Origin of the sequence: Empedobacter brevis (genome assembly GCF_965118635.1) — a bacterium.
Classification (GTDB): Bacteria; Bacteroidota; Bacteroidia; order Flavobacteriales; family Weeksellaceae; genus Empedobacter; species Empedobacter brevis_A.
Genome location: NZ_CBCPHV010000004.1, coordinates 143,863 through 160,556, shown reverse-complemented (window position 1 = coordinate 160,556; position 16,694 = coordinate 143,863). Strand labels below are relative to the sequence as shown.

Genomic DNA, 16,694 nt, shown 5'->3' with positions numbered 1-16,694 from the left:
ATATATCTTTATTGCTTTCCTTTTTGGATTTGCAATTTGGTACATTGTCAAATTAATAAGAAATTCATTCAAATCCAAAGGAGGAGGATGCTCTAAAGGATGCGGTTGCTCTCCAAGCAAAGATGAATTTCAAAAAAAGACTAACTCTTAAAAGTTAGTCTTTTTTATTTCAATATTTCAGAGTATTTTTACAATATAATAATTACTAATAATCAATTAGATAAATGATTATCAATTGATTTAATTTTATAAATTCGGAATATAAATTTTACAAAAATGGAAACTTGGTTAATCATTTTATTAATAATTTTAGCAATAATCATCTTAGGATTAATCATTTACTTTATTCCCAAAAAAAGCAAGCAATCAACAACAAATTTAGTTGAGAATATAAATAACTTGTCAGAAAAACAGAAAGCTGTTTCTGAACCAATTAAAGAAGAAATTATAACTAAAATTACTCCTACAACATCTCAGTTTGATGATATAGAAGAGCTAACAGAAGAAAAACCGAGCAATAATATTCATATTTCATCTAAAACAGAAAGTGATTTACTTCGAAAATTAGAGTTATTCGAACGAAATAAAGGCTATATCAAAAAGAATGTCAACCTTGCTTCGTTATCCAAACAATTTGATACAAATACAAAATATCTTTCTGAAATCATTCGAATTAGTCGCCAAAAACAATTTAATGCTTATCTAAACGAATTGAGAGTAAATTATATTGTTAATCGTCTTAAAAACGAACCAGAATATATTAACACCAAAGTAAGCTATTTGGCAAGCGATTGTGGATTTGCTTCTCATAGTACATTTACAACAACTTTTACTCAAATCATGAACGAATCTCCTTCTGCTTTTATAAAAAGAATTAAAGAAGAACAAAAAAATTCGTAATCATAACCTAATAAATATTATATAACTGAATTTAAGCGATATATAAATTCACATTTCATTTTCATCGAAAAAACAAGAACTATATAAAATATATTCACAAATTTTACTTGTATTTTTTTTATTCTTAATTAAGACTTTATCTTTAATCTAAGATTATATCTTATGCGAAAAATTGACCCAGAAATAATTGCTTCTAAAATAAAAGATGGTGATCGTTTTGCTTTATCTAGAGCAATTACTCTTGCTGAAAGTAATCGTTTAGACGATTTAAAATTAGCACAACATATTATTAACTTATTGCCCGTTTCTAAAACGTCGAAAAGAATAGCTATTACAGGAATTCCTGGTGTTGGTAAAAGCACTTTTATTGAATCTTTGGGTAAATATCTTTTGAATAAAGGAGAAAAAATTGCAATTCTAGCGATTGATCCAAGTAGTTCTCTTTCGAAAGGAAGCATTTTAGGCGATAAGACACGAATGGAAGACTTATCCCGCGAAGAAAATGCTTATATACGTCCAAGCGCTTCTAATGGAGCTTTAGGAGGTATTACTTCACGTACCTATGAAGCAATTTTGTTATGCGAAGCTGCAGGATTTGAAAATATTTTGATTGAAACTGTCGGTGTTGGACAATCTGAAACATTGGTAAATGAAATTTCAGATTTATTCCTATTTCTCCAACTTCCAGGATCTGGAGATGATTTGCAAGGAATAAAACGTGGAATAATGGAAATGGCTGATTTAATTTTCATCAATAAATCCGATTCTTTTCAAGAGAAATTAGTCAAAGATGCAAAATTAGATATTGTTCGATCGTTACAATTCTTACCTTCCAAATCTTCTCAATGGAAAAGAAAGTCAATCATTGGCTCTGGAATAACAGGAAAAGAAATTCCAGAACTTTGGGAACTAATCAATGATTATTTCAATTTTATTAATGAAAATAATTATTACATTTCAAACCGAGAGAAACAACAATTAAATCAAGCAAAACGTTATACAATTGATTTGATTAATCAACAATTTTTAAAATTACTTAAAGAGAAACCACTAGAGTTGAACCAAGATTTATCCGCATTTGAAATGGCAAAAGATTGGTTAACCAACAACACGGAACTTGATATAAAATAAAAAAGACAATCAAAATTGATTGTCTTTTTTTGCTCCTCCTCTTGGGCTCGAACCAAGGACCCTCTGATTAACAGTCAGATGCTCTAACCAACTGAGCTAAGGAGGAAATCCGATATTTTAAAATTTTATTTTTAAGTCTTTGTTTGACTTTTTACTAAAAAAGCTCCTCCTCTTGGGCTCGAACCAAGGACCCTCTGATTAACAGTCAGATGCTCTAACCAACTGAGCTAAGGAGGAATGTTGCTTAATTGTGGGTGCAAATATAGAAGTATTTTTTTCACCCACAAAAAATATTTTAAATTTTATTTAAAAATCATGTTCACAATATCGTTTCCGAAGATGAATGCCATTAATCCTAAGATAATTACGACTCCAACCATTTGTGCTTTTTCTAAAACTTTTTCACTAGGTTTTTTTCCTGTTACCATTTCATAGATCGCAAAAACAGCATGTCCACCATCTAAACCAGGAATTGGTAATAAGTTAATAAATGCTAACCAAGCAGAAATCATTGCTGTAAATGACCAGAAAAATAACCAGTTCCATTCTGTTGGCATTTGTTTTACCATTCCAATTGGACCAGCAACTTGTTTACGAACATCTTTTACTTGGAATAAAGTCCCAATACCACGAACTTGCGTTGCAATTGCTTCAAATGGTTCTACTATTCCTTTTGCAATTCCTTCTCCGATTGTATAATCTTCTTTAGAAATTAAAGAATCTAAGTATGCAGTTGATCTAAAGAAACCAATACTTCCATCTTTTCCTACATTCACCATTAATTCAACTGGTTCACCTTTTCTTTCAACACTCAAAGATGTGGTTTTCCCTTTATATTCTTTTAATTTCTTTGTTAAATCTGAAAATAATGGCGTTGTAAATCCATCTACAGCAATCACTTTATCACCTTTTAATAATCCTGCTTTTTGTGCTGCACTATTATTCAATACAGAATCAACAACTGTTGGCATTTGTAAAACAAAGAAATATCCTTTTGCATTTAGAATTTCTGTTCTGAAATCTTCTGTAATTGGTAATGCAACTTCTTTTCCATCGCGTTTTACATCTAATGTCTGCCCTCCTAATAAGGCTTCTTTATTAATCTCGTTTAATGATTGATATTTAACGCCATTAACACCTATAGGAAGATCGCCTTTTTGTAAGCCTAATTTAACTTGATTTGCATCTGTTTCAATTCCGTATTGAATTTTGTTTACATCTACAAAAGTTTTTCCTTGAGAAATGAACAAAACTGTATAAATAATCATAGCTAAAATGATATTCACAATAATACCACCTAACATAATAATTAATCTTTGCCAAGCTGGTTTTACACGAAATTCCCATGGTTTTGGTTCTTGTTTCATTTGTTCCAAGTCCATACTTTCGTCAATCATTCCTGAAAGTTTTACGTAACCTCCAAGAGGTAACCAACCGATACCATAAACTGTATCACCAATTTTCTTTTTCCAAATTGCAAATTTCACATCGAAAAAACAAAAGAAGCGTTCTACACGAACACCAAACCATCGCGCTGTTACATAATGTCCTAGCTCATGAAGCATTACTAAAAGCATCAAACTAAGCATTAAGGTAGCTATTTGTATTAACATATTGTTTTAAATTTATTTATGTTCTAATTTTTTTAAACGATTACAAAATTAATCGAATTTATTTATCAAGCTTGTTTATTTTTTCCATTCTAAGGTTTCTAACAATTTTTTTACATCTTTTTTAATGTAATCAATTGCTGGAGCTAAAGAATCAGGTTTTGGCTGAGTTTTAAAGTAAACCGAACCTGACAAAAAATTCTTTACACTATCCGTTGCATGGAACTGAATATTAATTGCTGACTCTCCTCCTAATTCATACATAGTACCAAAAACCTTTTTTTTAGGAAAAGAAAATTCTTGTGGTGAAATAAAGCTCGCTTTAACTGTCTGTTCTTGCACAAAACGTTCACTTTCTTTAATCTGCACAATTAAATCTTGTTGTGACAGAACCGGAAAATATGTCAGATAAATTGTCGCTTTCATTTTTGGATAATAAATATTGAAAGCATTTGCTTTCTTTCCTGTTACTATTTTTCCAAAGTTTGAATATTGAAAAGTATAAGGTACATTTTCTTTAAATGTAAGATAAGTTTGTTGCGGATATTCAAGACGAACTTGTCCTAATGGTTTTGCTATTTCCTCGCTTTTATTACACGACACAAAAAAAATAGCACTACTACATAATGCTATTATAGTTTTAAAATTCATTGTATAACGTAAAACGTTAATTTTTGTAAAATTCATTTAATTTTTTAATTTCTAAAAAGGCAAATCGTCTTCTCCTTCATCAATAAAAGGTGGTTCTACGACTGTTGTATTTGGCTGATTTTGTTGAACTTTGTTTTGATCATTTTGTATAGCTTGACGTTGTTCATTATCAACTTTTGGTGTCAAAAATTCAATAGAATTTGCAACAATTTCTGTGGTATAACGAGTTTGCCCGTTATCATCCCATTTACGTGTTTTGATACGACCTTCTACAAAAACTTTATCTCCTTTTTTTAGATAACGATCGCATAATTCAGCAAGCTTATTGCGTGTTACAATATTGTGCCATTCTGTTTCTGTAATTCGTTCTCCAGTTCTCGAGATATAAGATTCTGTCGTCGCAATTGGAAAACGTCCAATACAATTTTGTTCATCAAAATGATGCAATTTTATGTCGTCTCCTAAATTTCCAATCAAAAGTACTTTATTCGTTGTTCCATTCATAGCTGCAATAGGTTTTAGTGGCTTGTTACTTACAAAGTTAATCCAAATAATATTTATTTATAAATTTTTCTATTGGTTTTGGAAGCGGATAATGTTCGAGATCATTTAAAGCAATCATTTCAAAATCATTTTCAGCTTTCAAAGTTGTTATATCTTTTAAAGATACATTTAATTTCCAATATTTTATAAATAAATTTTGATGCGAAAGAATATGTTTCTCTTCATTGATGAAAGTTAGATTATTTTCAAAATTTTGATCCAAAACCCAACCTTTATCTAATAAATCTGTTTCGGTTTCAATTTTAGGAAAGGTGTATAAATTTTTCCAAACGTCATTTCCTATTCGTTTTGATAAGGCAATTTTATCTTCATTTTCGATTACGATAAAATGTAAAAAACGATTCGAAACTTTTGTTTTTTTCAATTTAACAGGCAATTCATTTACCTTATTTAATCTGAGCGCTTCACATGATTCGTTTAGTGGACAAATTTCACATTTTGGTTGTTTTGGTGTGCAAATAGTCGCTCCCAAATCCATTACCGCCTGATTAAAATCACCTGGACGATTTTTATCAATAACTTCAATTCCCAAATCCCAAAATATTTTCTTTGTTTTTGGAGAACTTATATCATCTGTAATATTAAAGTAGCGCGCAAAAACTCGAAACATGTTACCGTCAACAGCTGGAACAGCTTCATTATACACAATAGATGCGATTGCGGCCGCTGTATAATCTCCAACTCCTTTCAGTTTTTTAAGATCCTTAAAATTATTTGGAAATATTCCATTTAACTCTTCACTAATTGTTTTTGCAGTGAAGTGTAAATTTCTGGCACGGGAATAATAACCCAATCCTTGCCAGAGTTTTAGCACTTTTTGCTCATCAGAATTTGCTAAATCGAAAATAGTGTCAAATTCTTGTATGAAATTATTGTAAAATTTCATACCTTGGTCAACCCTTGTTTGTTGGAGAATAATTTCTGACAACCAAATATGAAATGGGTCTTTTGTATGACGCCAAGGTAAATCTCGTTTATTTTCGTCAAAATATGACAAAATCAGATAGTTGAAGTTCATAAAAACTATTAAAATGTTTTTTTGTTGAGATACAATCGTTATATTTGCACCCGCTTTCAAATTTAAGAATAATAAGAGGAATTATGACAAAGGCAGAAATAGTAAATAACATTTCAGGTAAATTAGGACTTGAAAAGAGCGATACTCAAAGAGTGGTAGAATCGTTTATGGAGGAGGTGATTAAGTCATTAGTAGAAGGAGAAAATGTATACTTAAGAGGATTTGGATCTTTTACTATTAAAACTAGAGCTGAAAAAACTGGTAGAAACATTACAAAAGGAACTTCTATCATTATCCCAGCTCACAACGTTCCTACATTCAAACCAGCTAAAACTTTCATCGAAGATGTAAAGACTAGCGAAGCAAACGTAATCAAATAACAATAAAATAATTGTATCATGCCAAGCGGAAAAAAACGTAAAAGACATAAGGTAGCGACACACAAACGCAAAAAACGTCGTCGTCTTAACAGACACAAAAAGAAAAAATAATTAATAGTTAACTATTAATATATTTTATTCTTTTTACAAGATAGCACTTTTCAATGGAAATTTTGGAAAGTGCTTTTATCATTTTTAAAAACATAATTTTTTGATGAGTAAAGAATTAGTGATTTCAGCCTTAGCTGATCAAGTACGCATCGCAGTTTTAGATGAAGGTCGCTTGATGGAATTTCATCAAGATACTGCAAATGATGGCTTTGCAGTTGGCGACATTTACTTGGGAAAAATCAAAAAATTAGCTCCTAGTTTAAATGCAACCTTTGTTGATATTGGTTATTCTAAAGATGCATTTTTACATTATCATGACTTAGGTCCACAAGTACGTTCGTCTAATGTTTACAACAAAATTGTAGCAAATCATACGTACAAAACCGAAAAGTTGAAAAACTTCCGTATGGAAAAACCAATTGACAAAGATGGACAGATTACTGAAATCTTTGCTCCTGGTGATTCTGTTTTGGTTCAAATTACAAAAGAACCAATTCATACGAAAGGTCCAAGAATTACTTCTGAAATTTCAATTGCTGGTCGATATTTAGTTTTAGTTCCGTTTTCGGAACGTGTTTCGATTTCACAAAAAATCAAACAAAAACCTGAACGCGATCGTTTAATCAAAATTTTAGAAGGATTAACACCAGAAGGCTTTGGAGTTATTATCAGAACAGTTGCGGAAGAAAAAAACGCAGAAGAATTACAAGCAGATTTGGCTTATTTGTTAAACAAATGGACTCAAGTCTTCAAAAATCTCCAAAAAAAGAAAGCTCCAGCTAAAATCCTTAGTGAAATGGATAGAGCTTCTTCTATTTTAAGAGATAATTTTAATGATGATTTCGTTAAAATTTCTGTTGATGATAGCGAATTAGCAGACGAAATGCGTGAATATTTGGAAGTTATAGCACCAGATAAAATTAATTTGGTAAAAGAATATGACGATCCATTTGTTCCAATTTTCGAAAAGTTTAATGTTGAAAGACAAATTAAACAAGCTTTTGGTAAAACGGTAACTATTCCACAATCTAAAGGTGCATATCTTGTGATTGAACACACAGAAGCGTTACACGTAATTGATGTGAATTCTGGGAATATTTCTCGAAATTCTAAAAATCAAGAAGATTCAGCTTTTGCCGTAAACAAAATTGCTGCTTCTGAAATTGCACGTCAGTTGCGATTACGTGATATGGGAGGAATAGTTGTGGTCGATTTTATTGACATGACGGATGTAGAACATAAGAAAGAATTGTTCGAACATCTGAGAGCTGAAATGGCGAAAGACAAAGCAAAACATAAGATTTTGCCACCAAGTAAATTTGGATTAATTCAGATTACAAGACAACGTGTTCGCCCAGAGGTGAATTTCGTTACAACTGAAGAAAATCCGAACCAAGAATCGAATGAAGTTGAAGCACCTATCGTTACAATTGATAAAATTGAACAAGTGCTCTTGAATATCCTTGATAGAAAAGATAAGGATTTACGAAAAATGTCGTTACATGTGCATCCTTTCGTAGCTGCTTACTTACAACATGGATTGCCAAGCATTCAGATGAAATGGTTTTTTAAGCATAAAAAGTGGATTAAGATTGTACCAAGAGATGCGTACAAATACTTACAATTTAACTTCTTGGATAAAGATCATAATACACTTTACAACGAATCAAATTAAAAAAAAACCAGCTTACTTAAGCTGGTTTTTTTTATATTCGTTATTCAACCAAAAAATTCTATGAAAAAAATCTTTCGAATTCTACTTAAAACTTTAGGTGTTTTAGTTTTACTTATTGTGGTGTATTTACTCGCTGCGGTTTTATTACCTTTAATTCCGGTTAATAAACAAAAAGAAAAAACTAACGATCAAATAACGGCGTATATTTTAACCAACGGAATGCATACAGACATTGTTGTTCCTGTGAAATCAGAAGTGATTGATTGGTCTACAATTGTTCCATTTTCTGATACAAAATCTAAGAAAGAATACAATTATATCGCTTTTGGCTGGGGAGATAAAGGGTTTTACTTAGATACTCCTGAATGGAAAGATTTAAAATTTTCTACTGCTTTCAATGCGGCTTTCTGGTTAGGAGACTCAGCTATACATACAACATTTTATAATAAGATAACAGAAGCAGACGACTGTAAGCGTATTGTGATGAGTTTCGATGAATATGAAAAACTTGTTGATTACATAAAAAATTCATTTGATTTAAATGAAAATAACAAGGTCAAATTAATTAAAACAGATGCTGTATATGGAGATAACGATTCTTTCTATGAAGCTAAAGGTAATTATAGTTTATTTTTCACATGTAATACTTGGGCTGCAAATGCATTGAAAGCCGCAAATAAAACTGCTCCATGGTGGACAGCAACTCAACAAGGTATATTTTACCACTATAAGTAAATACGAAATAAAAAAAACTAGATTTTTTTAAAATTATTTCTAATTCATTTTCAAACAGTTGTCTGTTTAAGCGACTTTCGAGACGAAAAAAAATACTTTTAAGATTTGGAAGTAATAAAATTTGCTCTATATTTGCATCACAATATCGATAACGATACTCCTCCTTAGCTCAGTTGGTTAGAGCATCTGACTGTTAATCAGAGGGTCCTTGGTTCGAGCCCAAGAGGAGGAGCAAAAAAGACAATCAAAATTGATTGTCTTTTTTATTTTAGAAATATTTAACACTTCATCACACAACCTTTTCTATCTTTTATACATCTTACTAATAGAAAACAAAAAAATCAATTTAGTATGAAACTTAGAAAAGTATTTAGCGTTTTAACATTATTAATAGTTATGGTAACATTTGCTCAAAAGAATAGTAAAACAGATTATTCAATGTATCCGAAAGCAAAGGATGGATATGAACAAAAGATTATAACATTACAAACTTTACCAAATGAAGATAATTATATGGTAGAAATCTTTGGAGGTAAAAAAACAATGGTTGATTCTTGTAACAATTTCTTCTTAAATGGAAATTTTGAACAAAAAACAGTTGACGGTTGGGGTTATGATTATTTAAATTTCGAATCAAATGGAAATGTTGGAGGAACTTTGATGGGATGTCTTAATAACAAATCTGTAGAAAAAATTGTTCATGCACCATCTACTCAAGTACGTTACAATAGCAAATTACCAATCGTAGTTTATATACCAAAAGGTTATACATTGGAGTATAGAATTTGGAAAGCAGATGAAAAACTTAATTTAGTTAAGTAATATTTATAGTTTTAATTAAAAAAGCTCGAGAATTATCTCGAGCTTTTATATTTTAATGAAAAATCAATTGAGTAACGGTATAAATAATTAAACCTACAAGACCGCCGACTAATGTTCCGTTAATTCGAATAAATTGTAAATCTTTTCCAACTTCTAATTCCAATTTTTCGCTCAATTCCTTTCCTTCCCATTTATCAACCGTGTTACTTATTAAACTTTCTACTTCTTTGACATTTCTCAAAATCATACGATAAATAAAATGACGGACCCAACCATTAATTTTGGCAATCAATTCTTGATTATCATTTAAATTATCTGTTAGTTTTTTGATATTCTTTTTAATGTAAACTTGTAAGACAGAATCTTCATCATTAAAACTTTCTACAAGATTTTGCTTAATTGTAAACCACAAATCCGAAGCATAATCATTCAATCGTTCTTTTGTGATAAAATCATCTCGAAGCGATTCTAATCTATGTTTCCAATCGGGAGACTCTTTTATATTCTGAATATTTTCTCGAATAATATTTTCGATATTATGACGTATAGGATGTTCTTTGTCTTGTTCTACCTCATCTAAAAAACTTACCACGCCATCCACAACACCTTTCGATATTTTTTTCCCAGCAAAAAAAGAAATAACGGGATGTTTTTCATTTAATTTATCTTTTATCACCAAATCACTTTCGAGGATATATTCTTTTGCTTTTGGTATAATTGCTTCTAAAATTTCGTCGTGTTTTTCTTTTTCTAAAATATATTCTAAACTTGATGAAACCAATTCAGGCAAATCAAATTGTTTTAAAATTTCATCACCTTTTAAGGTTACAAAATCAATCACATCTTTATCATTTAAATCTTTGATTATTTTCTTCGAAAAATTAATTAATTCTTCTTGCAACATTTCTTGATTTGCAGGCTTATTCAACCAATCTGCTGCATATTTTACAACTTCTAGTTTCTCGATATATGGACGAATGGTTGAAGGTGTCAAAAAGTTTTCAGTTACAAATTGTCCTAAATTATCTCCAATTGCATTTTTACTATTTTCAATCAGGTTTGTATGTGGAATTTTAAGTCCTAATGGATATTTGAACAAGGCTGTAACCGCAAACCAATCGGCAAGTGCACCTACCATAGCTGCTTCGGCAAATGATTCGACATAACCAATCCATTTAGCAGACGAATGTTGACTGAAATAAACCATTAAAAAGTAAATAAAAGCCATCAAAATGAATAAACCTGTTGCAATTGCTTTATGTTTTTTGAGGTTTTGTATTTTCTGAAGTTCGGTCATATAAGTATTTTGAAAGTTTTGAAGCAAAAATTTAGCCAATCAAAAGCGTGAAGAATTCTCCACAAAATGTTTTTATCTTATTTACTTTCCTGAAAAACCAATAAAGCTATATTTCCATTCGATAACAATCGTTTACTGTGATTAATCGTAAATAATCGTTCCAAAGATGATAATTCGCGATGTACAAGACCTAAGACATCAATGTTATTTTTTGTACAATAATCAATTAATCCATCTTCTACATCATTACCTGGCTCAATGGTAATAATCGCCTCTGGATATTCTTCTTCCCATTCTTTTTTTACATTTAACATTTCTGGCGTAATTGATTTATCTCCGACATGCACAATGTTCAATAATTTATCATAGCGCTTAGTTATTTCTTTCATTTGCAACAAAGCGTTTGACTCTTTATTACTAAACAAGGTTGCGTAAGCAAAATTCCTTTCTACTTTAAATTTCACTTTACTAGGAACTACAAACACAGGTGCAGGCGAATTATTAATAACATTTATCGTATTAGAACCAAAAATTTTTTTTCCTAAACTATTTTGTCCATTCGTTCCCATTACGACATACTTTATATCATCTTTGTTAATAATATCAAGAATCATCAATAATATGTCTCCAACAATCAAAGAGCTTTCAATTTTAACATGTTCTAGATTATTTTCTTTCGCAATGTTTTTTAGTTTATTGATATAATTCTCAAAGTTATCTTCACTCACATCTAAATCATTTTTAAGAGTAGATTGTACCGATATTAGTTTGATATTTGTTTTAAGAACTTTAGCAAGATTTAATGCATATAAGAAAGCATTGTTTGCAGTTTCAGAAAAATCTGTTGGAAATAATATTTTAGCCATAATAATTGAATTGAAGAATAGATTTTGTTCTATAAATTTACAACTAAAATTTAGGTATATTCACAAAAAAAAGTCTTGATTTCTCAAGACTTATCTATTTTATAATATTTTTTAATAACCAAAACGACGTAAATCATTTTCCTTGCTTCTCCAATCTTTTCTCACTTTTACAAAAAGTTTCAAAAATACTTTTTTATCGAAGAATTTTTCCAACTCTTCTCTCGCTTCTTTTCCTACTTTAGATAAAGATTCGCCTTTATGTCCAATGATAATTCCTTTCTGAGAATCGCGCTCTACATAAATCTCTGCTTCAATGGAAATTAAATTCAAATCTTCTTTGAAACGCTCTGTTACAACCTCAACAGAATATGGAATTTCTTTTTGATAATTTAATAAAATCTTTTCGCGTATTACTTCATTCACAATAAAACGTTCCGAACGATCTGTTAATTGATCATCTGGATAATATTGTGGACCTTCAGGAATAATTGCTTTAATCTTATTTATCAACAAATCTACATTTACATTTTCTTTGGCCGAAATAGGTAAAATCTCTGCTTTTGGCAATAATTCATGCCAATATTCTACAGCTTCATTCAAACGATCTGGCGTTGCTGTATCAATTTTATTTAATAATAAAATAATTGGTGTAGATGTTTTTTGTAGACGTTCAAAAACTTCTTCATTTTTTAGACGTTTCTCCCCTATTTCCACAACATAAAGAATAACATCAGCATCAACCAACGATTCTTTAACTGCATCCATCATTTTAGATTGCAATTCATAAGCTGGATCCAAAACTCCTGGAGTATCAGAAAATACAATCTGATAGTCTTCTCCTGTCAAAATACCTTTGATACGATGACGAGTTGTTTGTGCTTTGTGCGTTGCAATTACCAAACGTTCTTTCATCAAAATATTCATCAAAGTAGATTTCCCAACATTTGGATTTCCTATGATGTTTACAAAACCGGATTTAAATTTCTTTTCGTCTGACATTCTACAAATTTAATGATTTCTTTAGTAATATTTCAGATTTATATAGGAGAACAAAATTTATTTTATAGTTGAATCTTAATTTAATAAAATGATTTTGGTCTATATTTTGAATAATCTTCAATAAGTTAAAAAAAATATAGCGAAAGTTATGGTTTATTGAAAAATATGAGTAATTTCATAATCGTGTTATGGAAAATTAAATTAACCAAAATTTAAAAAAATGATGAAAGCAGAACTTATCGAAAAAGAAGAAGTAAGAAATTATAAATTTTTAGATGCTGCAAAAGAAGATGTTACAGTGGAAGTAAGCAAATTGAATGGAGCAGTAAGATTAGGAAACGAGTTTAAATCGAAAGCATATATTACATTTCAAACAGACCAAGGCCCAAAGAAAATTGAAACAACAGTTTGGTCGGTTACAGAAAAATTTTTACAAATAAAGAATGGAGTTTTGATTCCAATAAAATCTTTAATTGATATTCAATACTAAAAATTGTTTATAGCTTAAACTAAAAAAGGGATACGATATATCGTATCCCTTTTTTAGTTAATCATTTTCATTAGATTCTTTTAACAATCTAATTAATTCTGCTCGAATAGCTGCTTTGTCATTACTTTTAGGGAAATCTCCTATAAAAAAAGTTTGTTCCGGAACTTCATCAGGTTTTAATTCACTTTTTGGAATATCTACATGTTCTGCAAATCTACTTTCTATAACTAAAGAAATCACATCTTCATTGCTATCTCTTTTTGGAAAAGGAATCACAATAAAATTGTAATCGATATAAGGTTTTAATTTTTCTTCGATACTTTCTAAATTCACTACATTTTTTCCATTCAATTTACATTCATCTCCCGAAATCCATCTAAACTTTTTATTATCATCCGAAATAATTGCTTGTCTATAAATATTCAATGATTCTTTTTCATATGGAGAACTCAAAACTAGATTACCTTTTTCATCTTCCGATATTTCTACTTTATCTAAAACTGTATAATCTTTTTCATTTATTTCTCTAACGGCAACAGGAAAACCATTCGCTGTAAAAATCTCATAAAAAATTGTTTTAGTTTCTTTATTCAGTTTATCCTTCAATTCACTCGATAAACTATCGTTTTCTATCGCAATTTTTTCTATTCTAGAAAGCGATTCTAAAGAATTGGTTATTTGAGTTTTAGTTAGGTAAGCATAATTTAAAGCGAAACCAATTTCATCTTGTCTTTCATCTGTTAATGGAATTTTAACTTTATCTGAATCTTCATTACAATATAAATCTAACCCTCCTTCTACAGCTTGGATTAAAGATATTTCTCCTTCATTTTCTAAAACTGATGAACTAAGAAGAGCTGAATCTCCTTTCTTTAATCCTAAAAATTCATTTAATGAATGAAACGTTTCATTTACAAATTTGGGATCAAAATTAGAAACATAAATACTATCTTCTCTTGAATAATGAAAATTAACCGTTTCTTCCTTTGAATCAATTTTTTTCAACGAATCAAAAATATCATTTTGCCATTGAAATGTATTTTTATCCTTAAATTCATCTAGGATTTGAGGAATATTTTTGTTACTAAACTCTAATTTCATAATAATTCTTTTTTGTGCGTTTTTAATTTATTGATAATCAGAATCAATCAATAATTTTACCAAAATTTACAGTTCATAATTTATTTGATGTTTTATTGACAAAAAGTTGAATAGAAAGCAGTTTCAAAAAACGGTAATTTTATAAAATGTAATTGATTATTATTTATCTTAGCGAGATGAATCAGAAAACAGATTTTTCGAATGTTAGATTTAAACGAGATCTAAAATACATTCCATCACATATAGAGTCATTTGAATTAGATAGTTTACAAGTCAAAGATGATTACAATTACGATGATGTAAAAGATCTAAAACAGATTAACTTTCTGCCTGGCGTTGCACCATATTTGCGAGGTCCTTATACGACAATGTATGTTCGTCAGCCTTGGACAATTCGTCAATATGCAGGATTTTCTACTGCAGAAGAATCAAACGCTTTTTACAAAAGAAATTTAGCTGCAGGACAAAAAGGACTTTCTGTTGCATTTGATTTAGCTACGCACCGCGGTTATGATTCAGATCACGAACGTGTTGTAGGAGATGTTGGTAAAGCTGGAGTTGCCATTGATTCTGTAGAAGACATGAAAATCTTATTCAATGAAATTCCATTGGATAAAATTTCGGTTTCGATGACAATGAATGGAGCTGTTCTTCCAATTTTAGCATTTTACATTGTTGCAGCAGAAGAACAAGGTGTTTTGCAAGAACAACTTTCTGGAACTATTCAGAATGATATCTTGAAAGAGTTTATGGTGCGTAATACATATATTTACCCTCCAACTCCATCAATGAAAATTATTGCTGATATTTTTGAATATACTTCTCAAAAAATTCCTCGTTTCAATTCTATTTCAATTTCGGGTTATCACATGCAAGAAGCCGGAGCAACTCCTGTTTTGGAAATGGCATACACGCTTGCAGATGGTTACGAATATGTAAAAACTGGTTTGGAAGCAGGATTGAAAGTTGATGACTTCGCTCCTCGTTTATCATTCTTTTGGGCAATTGGAATGAATTTTCCACAAGAAATTGCAAAAATGAGAGCCGCTCGTATGTTATGGGCAAAATTGATGCAAGAATTCGAGCCTGAAAATAAAAAATCATTAATGTTAAGAACGCATTGTCAAACTTCTGGATGGAGTTTAACAGAGCAAGAACCTTATAATAATATTGGTCGCACAACAATTGAAGCCTTAGCTGCTGCTTTAGGCGGAACACAATCTTTGCATACAAATGCATTGGACGAAGCGATTGCTTTACCAACAGATTTTTCTGCTCGTATTGCACGTAACACACAAATCATTTTACAAGAAGAAACTCAAATCTGTAGAACTGCTGATCCTTTTGGAGGAAGTTTTATGATTGAAGCTTTGACAAATGAAATGGCAAACCAAGCGTGGGAATATATCCAAGAAGTTCGCGAATTAGGTGGAATGACACAAGCTATAGAAGCAGGAATTCCTAAAATGCGTATAGAAGAAGCTGCTGCAAAAAAACAAGCAAAAATTGATTCTGGCGATGTCGCAATTGTTGGTGTAAATGCTTATCGTTCGAAATTGGAACAACAAGAATTCGAAATTTTAGAAGTTGATAATACAGCTGTTCGTCAAAAACAAATTGATCGATTAAATCAAATAAAAAAAGATCGAAACAATGAAGCTGTTCAAGATATTTTAGCTCAATTAACAAAAGCTGCTGAAACAGGCGAAGGAAATTTATTAGAATTATCTATAGAAGCAGCTCGTCGTCGCGTAACATTAGGTGAAATCTCAGATGCTTTAGAAGCAGTTTTTGGTCGTCATAAAGCAATTACAAGAGGAATTCAAGGAGTTTATGCTATGGAAGCAGGTAAAATGAATAAGTTTGAAGAAGCGCGTAGATTAGCTGACGAGTTTGCAGAAGAAGACGGACGTCGTCCTCGTATTATGGTTGCAAAAATGGGACAAGATGGTCATGATCGTGGAGCAAAAGTTGTCGCAACATCTTTTGCCGATATGGGATTCGATGTCGATATTTCGCCATTGTTCCAAACTCCAGCAGAAGTAGCTAAACAAGCCGTAGAAAATGATGTTCATATTTTAGGAATTTCATCTTTAGCAGCTGGTCACAAAACTTTGGTTCCAGAAGTTGTAAAACAACTGAAAGAATATGGTCGAAATGATGTTTATATCGTAGTTGGAGGAGTAATTCCTCGACAAGATTACGATTATCTTTATCAAAATGGTGCAGATGCAATCTTTGGCCCAGGAACAAACTTAGCAGAATGCGCATGCGAAATCTTAGAAAATTTATTAAAATCTTATAATAAGTAAATCTATTTTAATTTAAGTATTCCTGTCTATTG

At 30.6% G+C, this 16,694-nt stretch carries 16 protein-coding genes and 3 tRNA genes; 9 read left to right on the top strand and 10 right to left on the bottom strand.

The genetic code is table 11. The features are described from left to right. The first annotated feature begins 276 nt into the window (after nucleotides 1-276). Both ACMHJW_RS07120 and meaB read left to right on the top strand, forming a co-directional pair. Nucleotides 277-900, top strand: a complete 624-nt coding sequence (locus ACMHJW_RS07120) for a helix-turn-helix domain-containing protein (protein ID WP_413532718.1) — start codon at nucleotides 277-279, stop codon at nucleotides 898-900. 162 nt (nucleotides 901-1,062) lie between these two features. Beyond that, nucleotides 1,063-2,031 (top strand): methylmalonyl Co-A mutase-associated GTPase MeaB, encoded by a 969-nt coding sequence (gene meaB / locus ACMHJW_RS07115; RefSeq protein ID WP_413532717.1) that lies wholly within the window; start codon nucleotides 1,063-1,065, stop codon nucleotides 2,029-2,031. A gap of 32 nt (nucleotides 2,032-2,063) precedes the next feature. Here meaB and ACMHJW_RS07110 read toward each other — a convergent pair. From ACMHJW_RS07110 to mutY, 6 genes are all read right to left on the bottom strand, one after another. Continuing rightward, nucleotides 2,064-2,137 (bottom strand) — tRNA-Asn (locus ACMHJW_RS07110). A gap of 57 nt (nucleotides 2,138-2,194) precedes the next feature. Then, nucleotides 2,195-2,268 (bottom strand) — tRNA-Asn (locus tag ACMHJW_RS07105). A gap of 65 nt (nucleotides 2,269-2,333) precedes the next feature. Continuing rightward, the gene (gene rseP / locus ACMHJW_RS07100) at nucleotides 2,334-3,644 is read right to left on the bottom strand and encodes an RIP metalloprotease RseP (RefSeq protein ID WP_413532716.1); all 1,311 of its coding nucleotides are present in this window, start codon (nucleotides 3,642-3,644) and stop codon (nucleotides 2,334-2,336) included. 75 nt (nucleotides 3,645-3,719) lie between these two features. Next, the gene (locus ACMHJW_RS07095) at nucleotides 3,720-4,328 is read right to left on the bottom strand and encodes a gliding motility lipoprotein GldD (RefSeq protein ID WP_413532715.1); all 609 of its coding nucleotides are present in this window, start codon (nucleotides 4,326-4,328) and stop codon (nucleotides 3,720-3,722) included. Between the two features lie 15 nt (nucleotides 4,329-4,343). Further along, nucleotides 4,344-4,796, bottom strand: coding sequence for a single-stranded DNA-binding protein (locus tag ACMHJW_RS07090; RefSeq protein ID WP_413532714.1), 453 nt, complete (start codon nucleotides 4,794-4,796; stop codon nucleotides 4,344-4,346). A 37-nt stretch (nucleotides 4,797-4,833) separates the two neighbouring features. Beyond that, entirely contained in the window at nucleotides 4,834-5,853 is a 1,020-nt protein-coding gene (gene mutY / locus ACMHJW_RS07085) for an A/G-specific adenine glycosylase (protein ID WP_413532713.1), read from the bottom strand. A gap of 104 nt (nucleotides 5,854-5,957) precedes the next feature. Between mutY and ACMHJW_RS07080 the strand changes: the two genes are divergently transcribed. The 5 genes from ACMHJW_RS07080 (at nucleotide 5,958) to ACMHJW_RS07060 (ending at nucleotide 9,597) form a co-directional block, all read left to right on the top strand. Further along, nucleotides 5,958-6,254: an HU family DNA-binding protein gene (locus tag ACMHJW_RS07080; protein WP_019975652.1), complete on the top strand. Its 297-nt coding sequence runs from the start codon at nucleotides 5,958-5,960 to the stop codon at nucleotides 6,252-6,254. Nucleotides 6,255-6,468: 214 nt separating this feature from the next. Beyond that, nucleotides 6,469-8,040: an Rne/Rng family ribonuclease gene (locus ACMHJW_RS07075; protein WP_413532712.1), complete on the top strand. Its 1,572-nt coding sequence runs from the start codon at nucleotides 6,469-6,471 to the stop codon at nucleotides 8,038-8,040. Nucleotides 8,041-8,100: 60 nt separating this feature from the next. Continuing rightward, nucleotides 8,101-8,775 (top strand): TIGR02117 family protein, encoded by a 675-nt coding sequence (locus tag ACMHJW_RS07070; RefSeq protein ID WP_413532711.1) that lies wholly within the window; start codon nucleotides 8,101-8,103, stop codon nucleotides 8,773-8,775. A gap of 158 nt (nucleotides 8,776-8,933) precedes the next feature. Beyond that, a tRNA-Asn gene (locus ACMHJW_RS07065) sits at nucleotides 8,934-9,007 on the top strand. Nucleotides 9,008-9,126: 119 nt separating this feature from the next. Beyond that, entirely contained in the window at nucleotides 9,127-9,597 is a 471-nt protein-coding gene (locus ACMHJW_RS07060) for an ecotin family protein (RefSeq protein WP_413532710.1), read from the top strand. A gap of 52 nt (nucleotides 9,598-9,649) precedes the next feature. On the opposite strand, the gene ACMHJW_RS07055 is transcribed toward ACMHJW_RS07060, so the two are convergent. From ACMHJW_RS07055 to era, 3 genes are all read right to left on the bottom strand, one after another. Further along, nucleotides 9,650-10,894 (bottom strand): DUF445 domain-containing protein, encoded by a 1,245-nt coding sequence (locus tag ACMHJW_RS07055; RefSeq protein ID WP_413532709.1) that lies wholly within the window; start codon nucleotides 10,892-10,894, stop codon nucleotides 9,650-9,652. Nucleotides 10,895-10,971: 77 nt separating this feature from the next. Continuing rightward, entirely contained in the window at nucleotides 10,972-11,760 is a 789-nt protein-coding gene (locus tag ACMHJW_RS07050; protein ID WP_413532708.1) for a universal stress protein, read from the bottom strand. Between the two features lie 111 nt (nucleotides 11,761-11,871). After that, nucleotides 11,872-12,759, bottom strand: a complete 888-nt coding sequence (gene era, locus ACMHJW_RS07045; protein ID WP_413532707.1) for a GTPase Era — start codon at nucleotides 12,757-12,759, stop codon at nucleotides 11,872-11,874. A gap of 220 nt (nucleotides 12,760-12,979) precedes the next feature. On the opposite strand from era, the gene ACMHJW_RS07040 reads away from it, so the two are divergent. Beyond that, nucleotides 12,980-13,249, top strand: coding sequence for a hypothetical protein (locus ACMHJW_RS07040; RefSeq protein ID WP_413532706.1), 270 nt, complete (start codon nucleotides 12,980-12,982; stop codon nucleotides 13,247-13,249). Nucleotides 13,250-13,306: 57 nt separating this feature from the next. Here the strand turns inward: ACMHJW_RS07040 and ACMHJW_RS07035 are convergent, their stop codons facing one another. Then, entirely contained in the window at nucleotides 13,307-14,350 is a 1,044-nt protein-coding gene (locus ACMHJW_RS07035; protein WP_413532705.1) for a hypothetical protein, read from the bottom strand. A 176-nt stretch (nucleotides 14,351-14,526) separates the two neighbouring features. Here ACMHJW_RS07035 and scpA point away from each other — a divergent pair, with 176 nt between their 5' ends. Further along, entirely contained in the window at nucleotides 14,527-16,662 is a 2,136-nt protein-coding gene (gene scpA, locus ACMHJW_RS07030) for a methylmalonyl-CoA mutase (RefSeq protein WP_413532704.1), read from the top strand. Nucleotides 16,663-16,694 lie beyond the last annotated feature (32 nt).

What these genes read in the sequence shown, in the direction of transcription:
- ACMHJW_RS07050 (WP_413532708.1), bottom strand. Translation starts at nt 11,760, where the DNA reads ATGGCTAAAATATTATTTCCAACAGATTTTTCTGAAACTGCAAACAAT.
- scpA (WP_413532704.1), top strand. Translation starts at nt 14,527, where the DNA reads ATGAATCAGAAAACAGATTTTTCGAATGTTAGATTTAAACGAGATCTA.
- era (WP_413532707.1), bottom strand. Translation starts at nt 12,759, where the DNA reads ATGTCAGACGAAAAGAAATTTAAATCCGGTTTTGTAAACATCATAGGA.
- ACMHJW_RS07090 (WP_413532714.1), bottom strand. Translation starts at nt 4,796, where the DNA reads ATGAATGGAACAACGAATAAAGTACTTTTGATTGGAAATTTAGGAGAC.
- ACMHJW_RS07095 (WP_413532715.1), bottom strand. Translation starts at nt 4,328, where the DNA reads ATGAATTTTACAAAAATTAACGTTTTACGTTATACAATGAATTTTAAA.
- ACMHJW_RS07075 (WP_413532712.1), top strand. Translation starts at nt 6,469, where the DNA reads ATGAGTAAAGAATTAGTGATTTCAGCCTTAGCTGATCAAGTACGCATC.
- ACMHJW_RS07060 (WP_413532710.1), top strand. Translation starts at nt 9,127, where the DNA reads ATGAAACTTAGAAAAGTATTTAGCGTTTTAACATTATTAATAGTTATG.
- ACMHJW_RS07070 (WP_413532711.1), top strand. Translation starts at nt 8,101, where the DNA reads ATGAAAAAAATCTTTCGAATTCTACTTAAAACTTTAGGTGTTTTAGTT.
- rseP (WP_413532716.1), bottom strand. Translation starts at nt 3,644, where the DNA reads ATGTTAATACAAATAGCTACCTTAATGCTTAGTTTGATGCTTTTAGTA.
- ACMHJW_RS07080 (WP_019975652.1), top strand. Translation starts at nt 5,958, where the DNA reads ATGACAAAGGCAGAAATAGTAAATAACATTTCAGGTAAATTAGGACTT.
- ACMHJW_RS07120 (WP_413532718.1), top strand. Translation starts at nt 277, where the DNA reads ATGGAAACTTGGTTAATCATTTTATTAATAATTTTAGCAATAATCATC.
- ACMHJW_RS07055 (WP_413532709.1), bottom strand. Translation starts at nt 10,894, where the DNA reads ATGACCGAACTTCAGAAAATACAAAACCTCAAAAAACATAAAGCAATT.
- ACMHJW_RS07035 (WP_413532705.1), bottom strand. Translation starts at nt 14,350, where the DNA reads ATGAAATTAGAGTTTAGTAACAAAAATATTCCTCAAATCCTAGATGAA.
- ACMHJW_RS07040 (WP_413532706.1), top strand. Translation starts at nt 12,980, where the DNA reads ATGATGAAAGCAGAACTTATCGAAAAAGAAGAAGTAAGAAATTATAAA.
- meaB (WP_413532717.1), top strand. Translation starts at nt 1,063, where the DNA reads ATGCGAAAAATTGACCCAGAAATAATTGCTTCTAAAATAAAAGATGGT.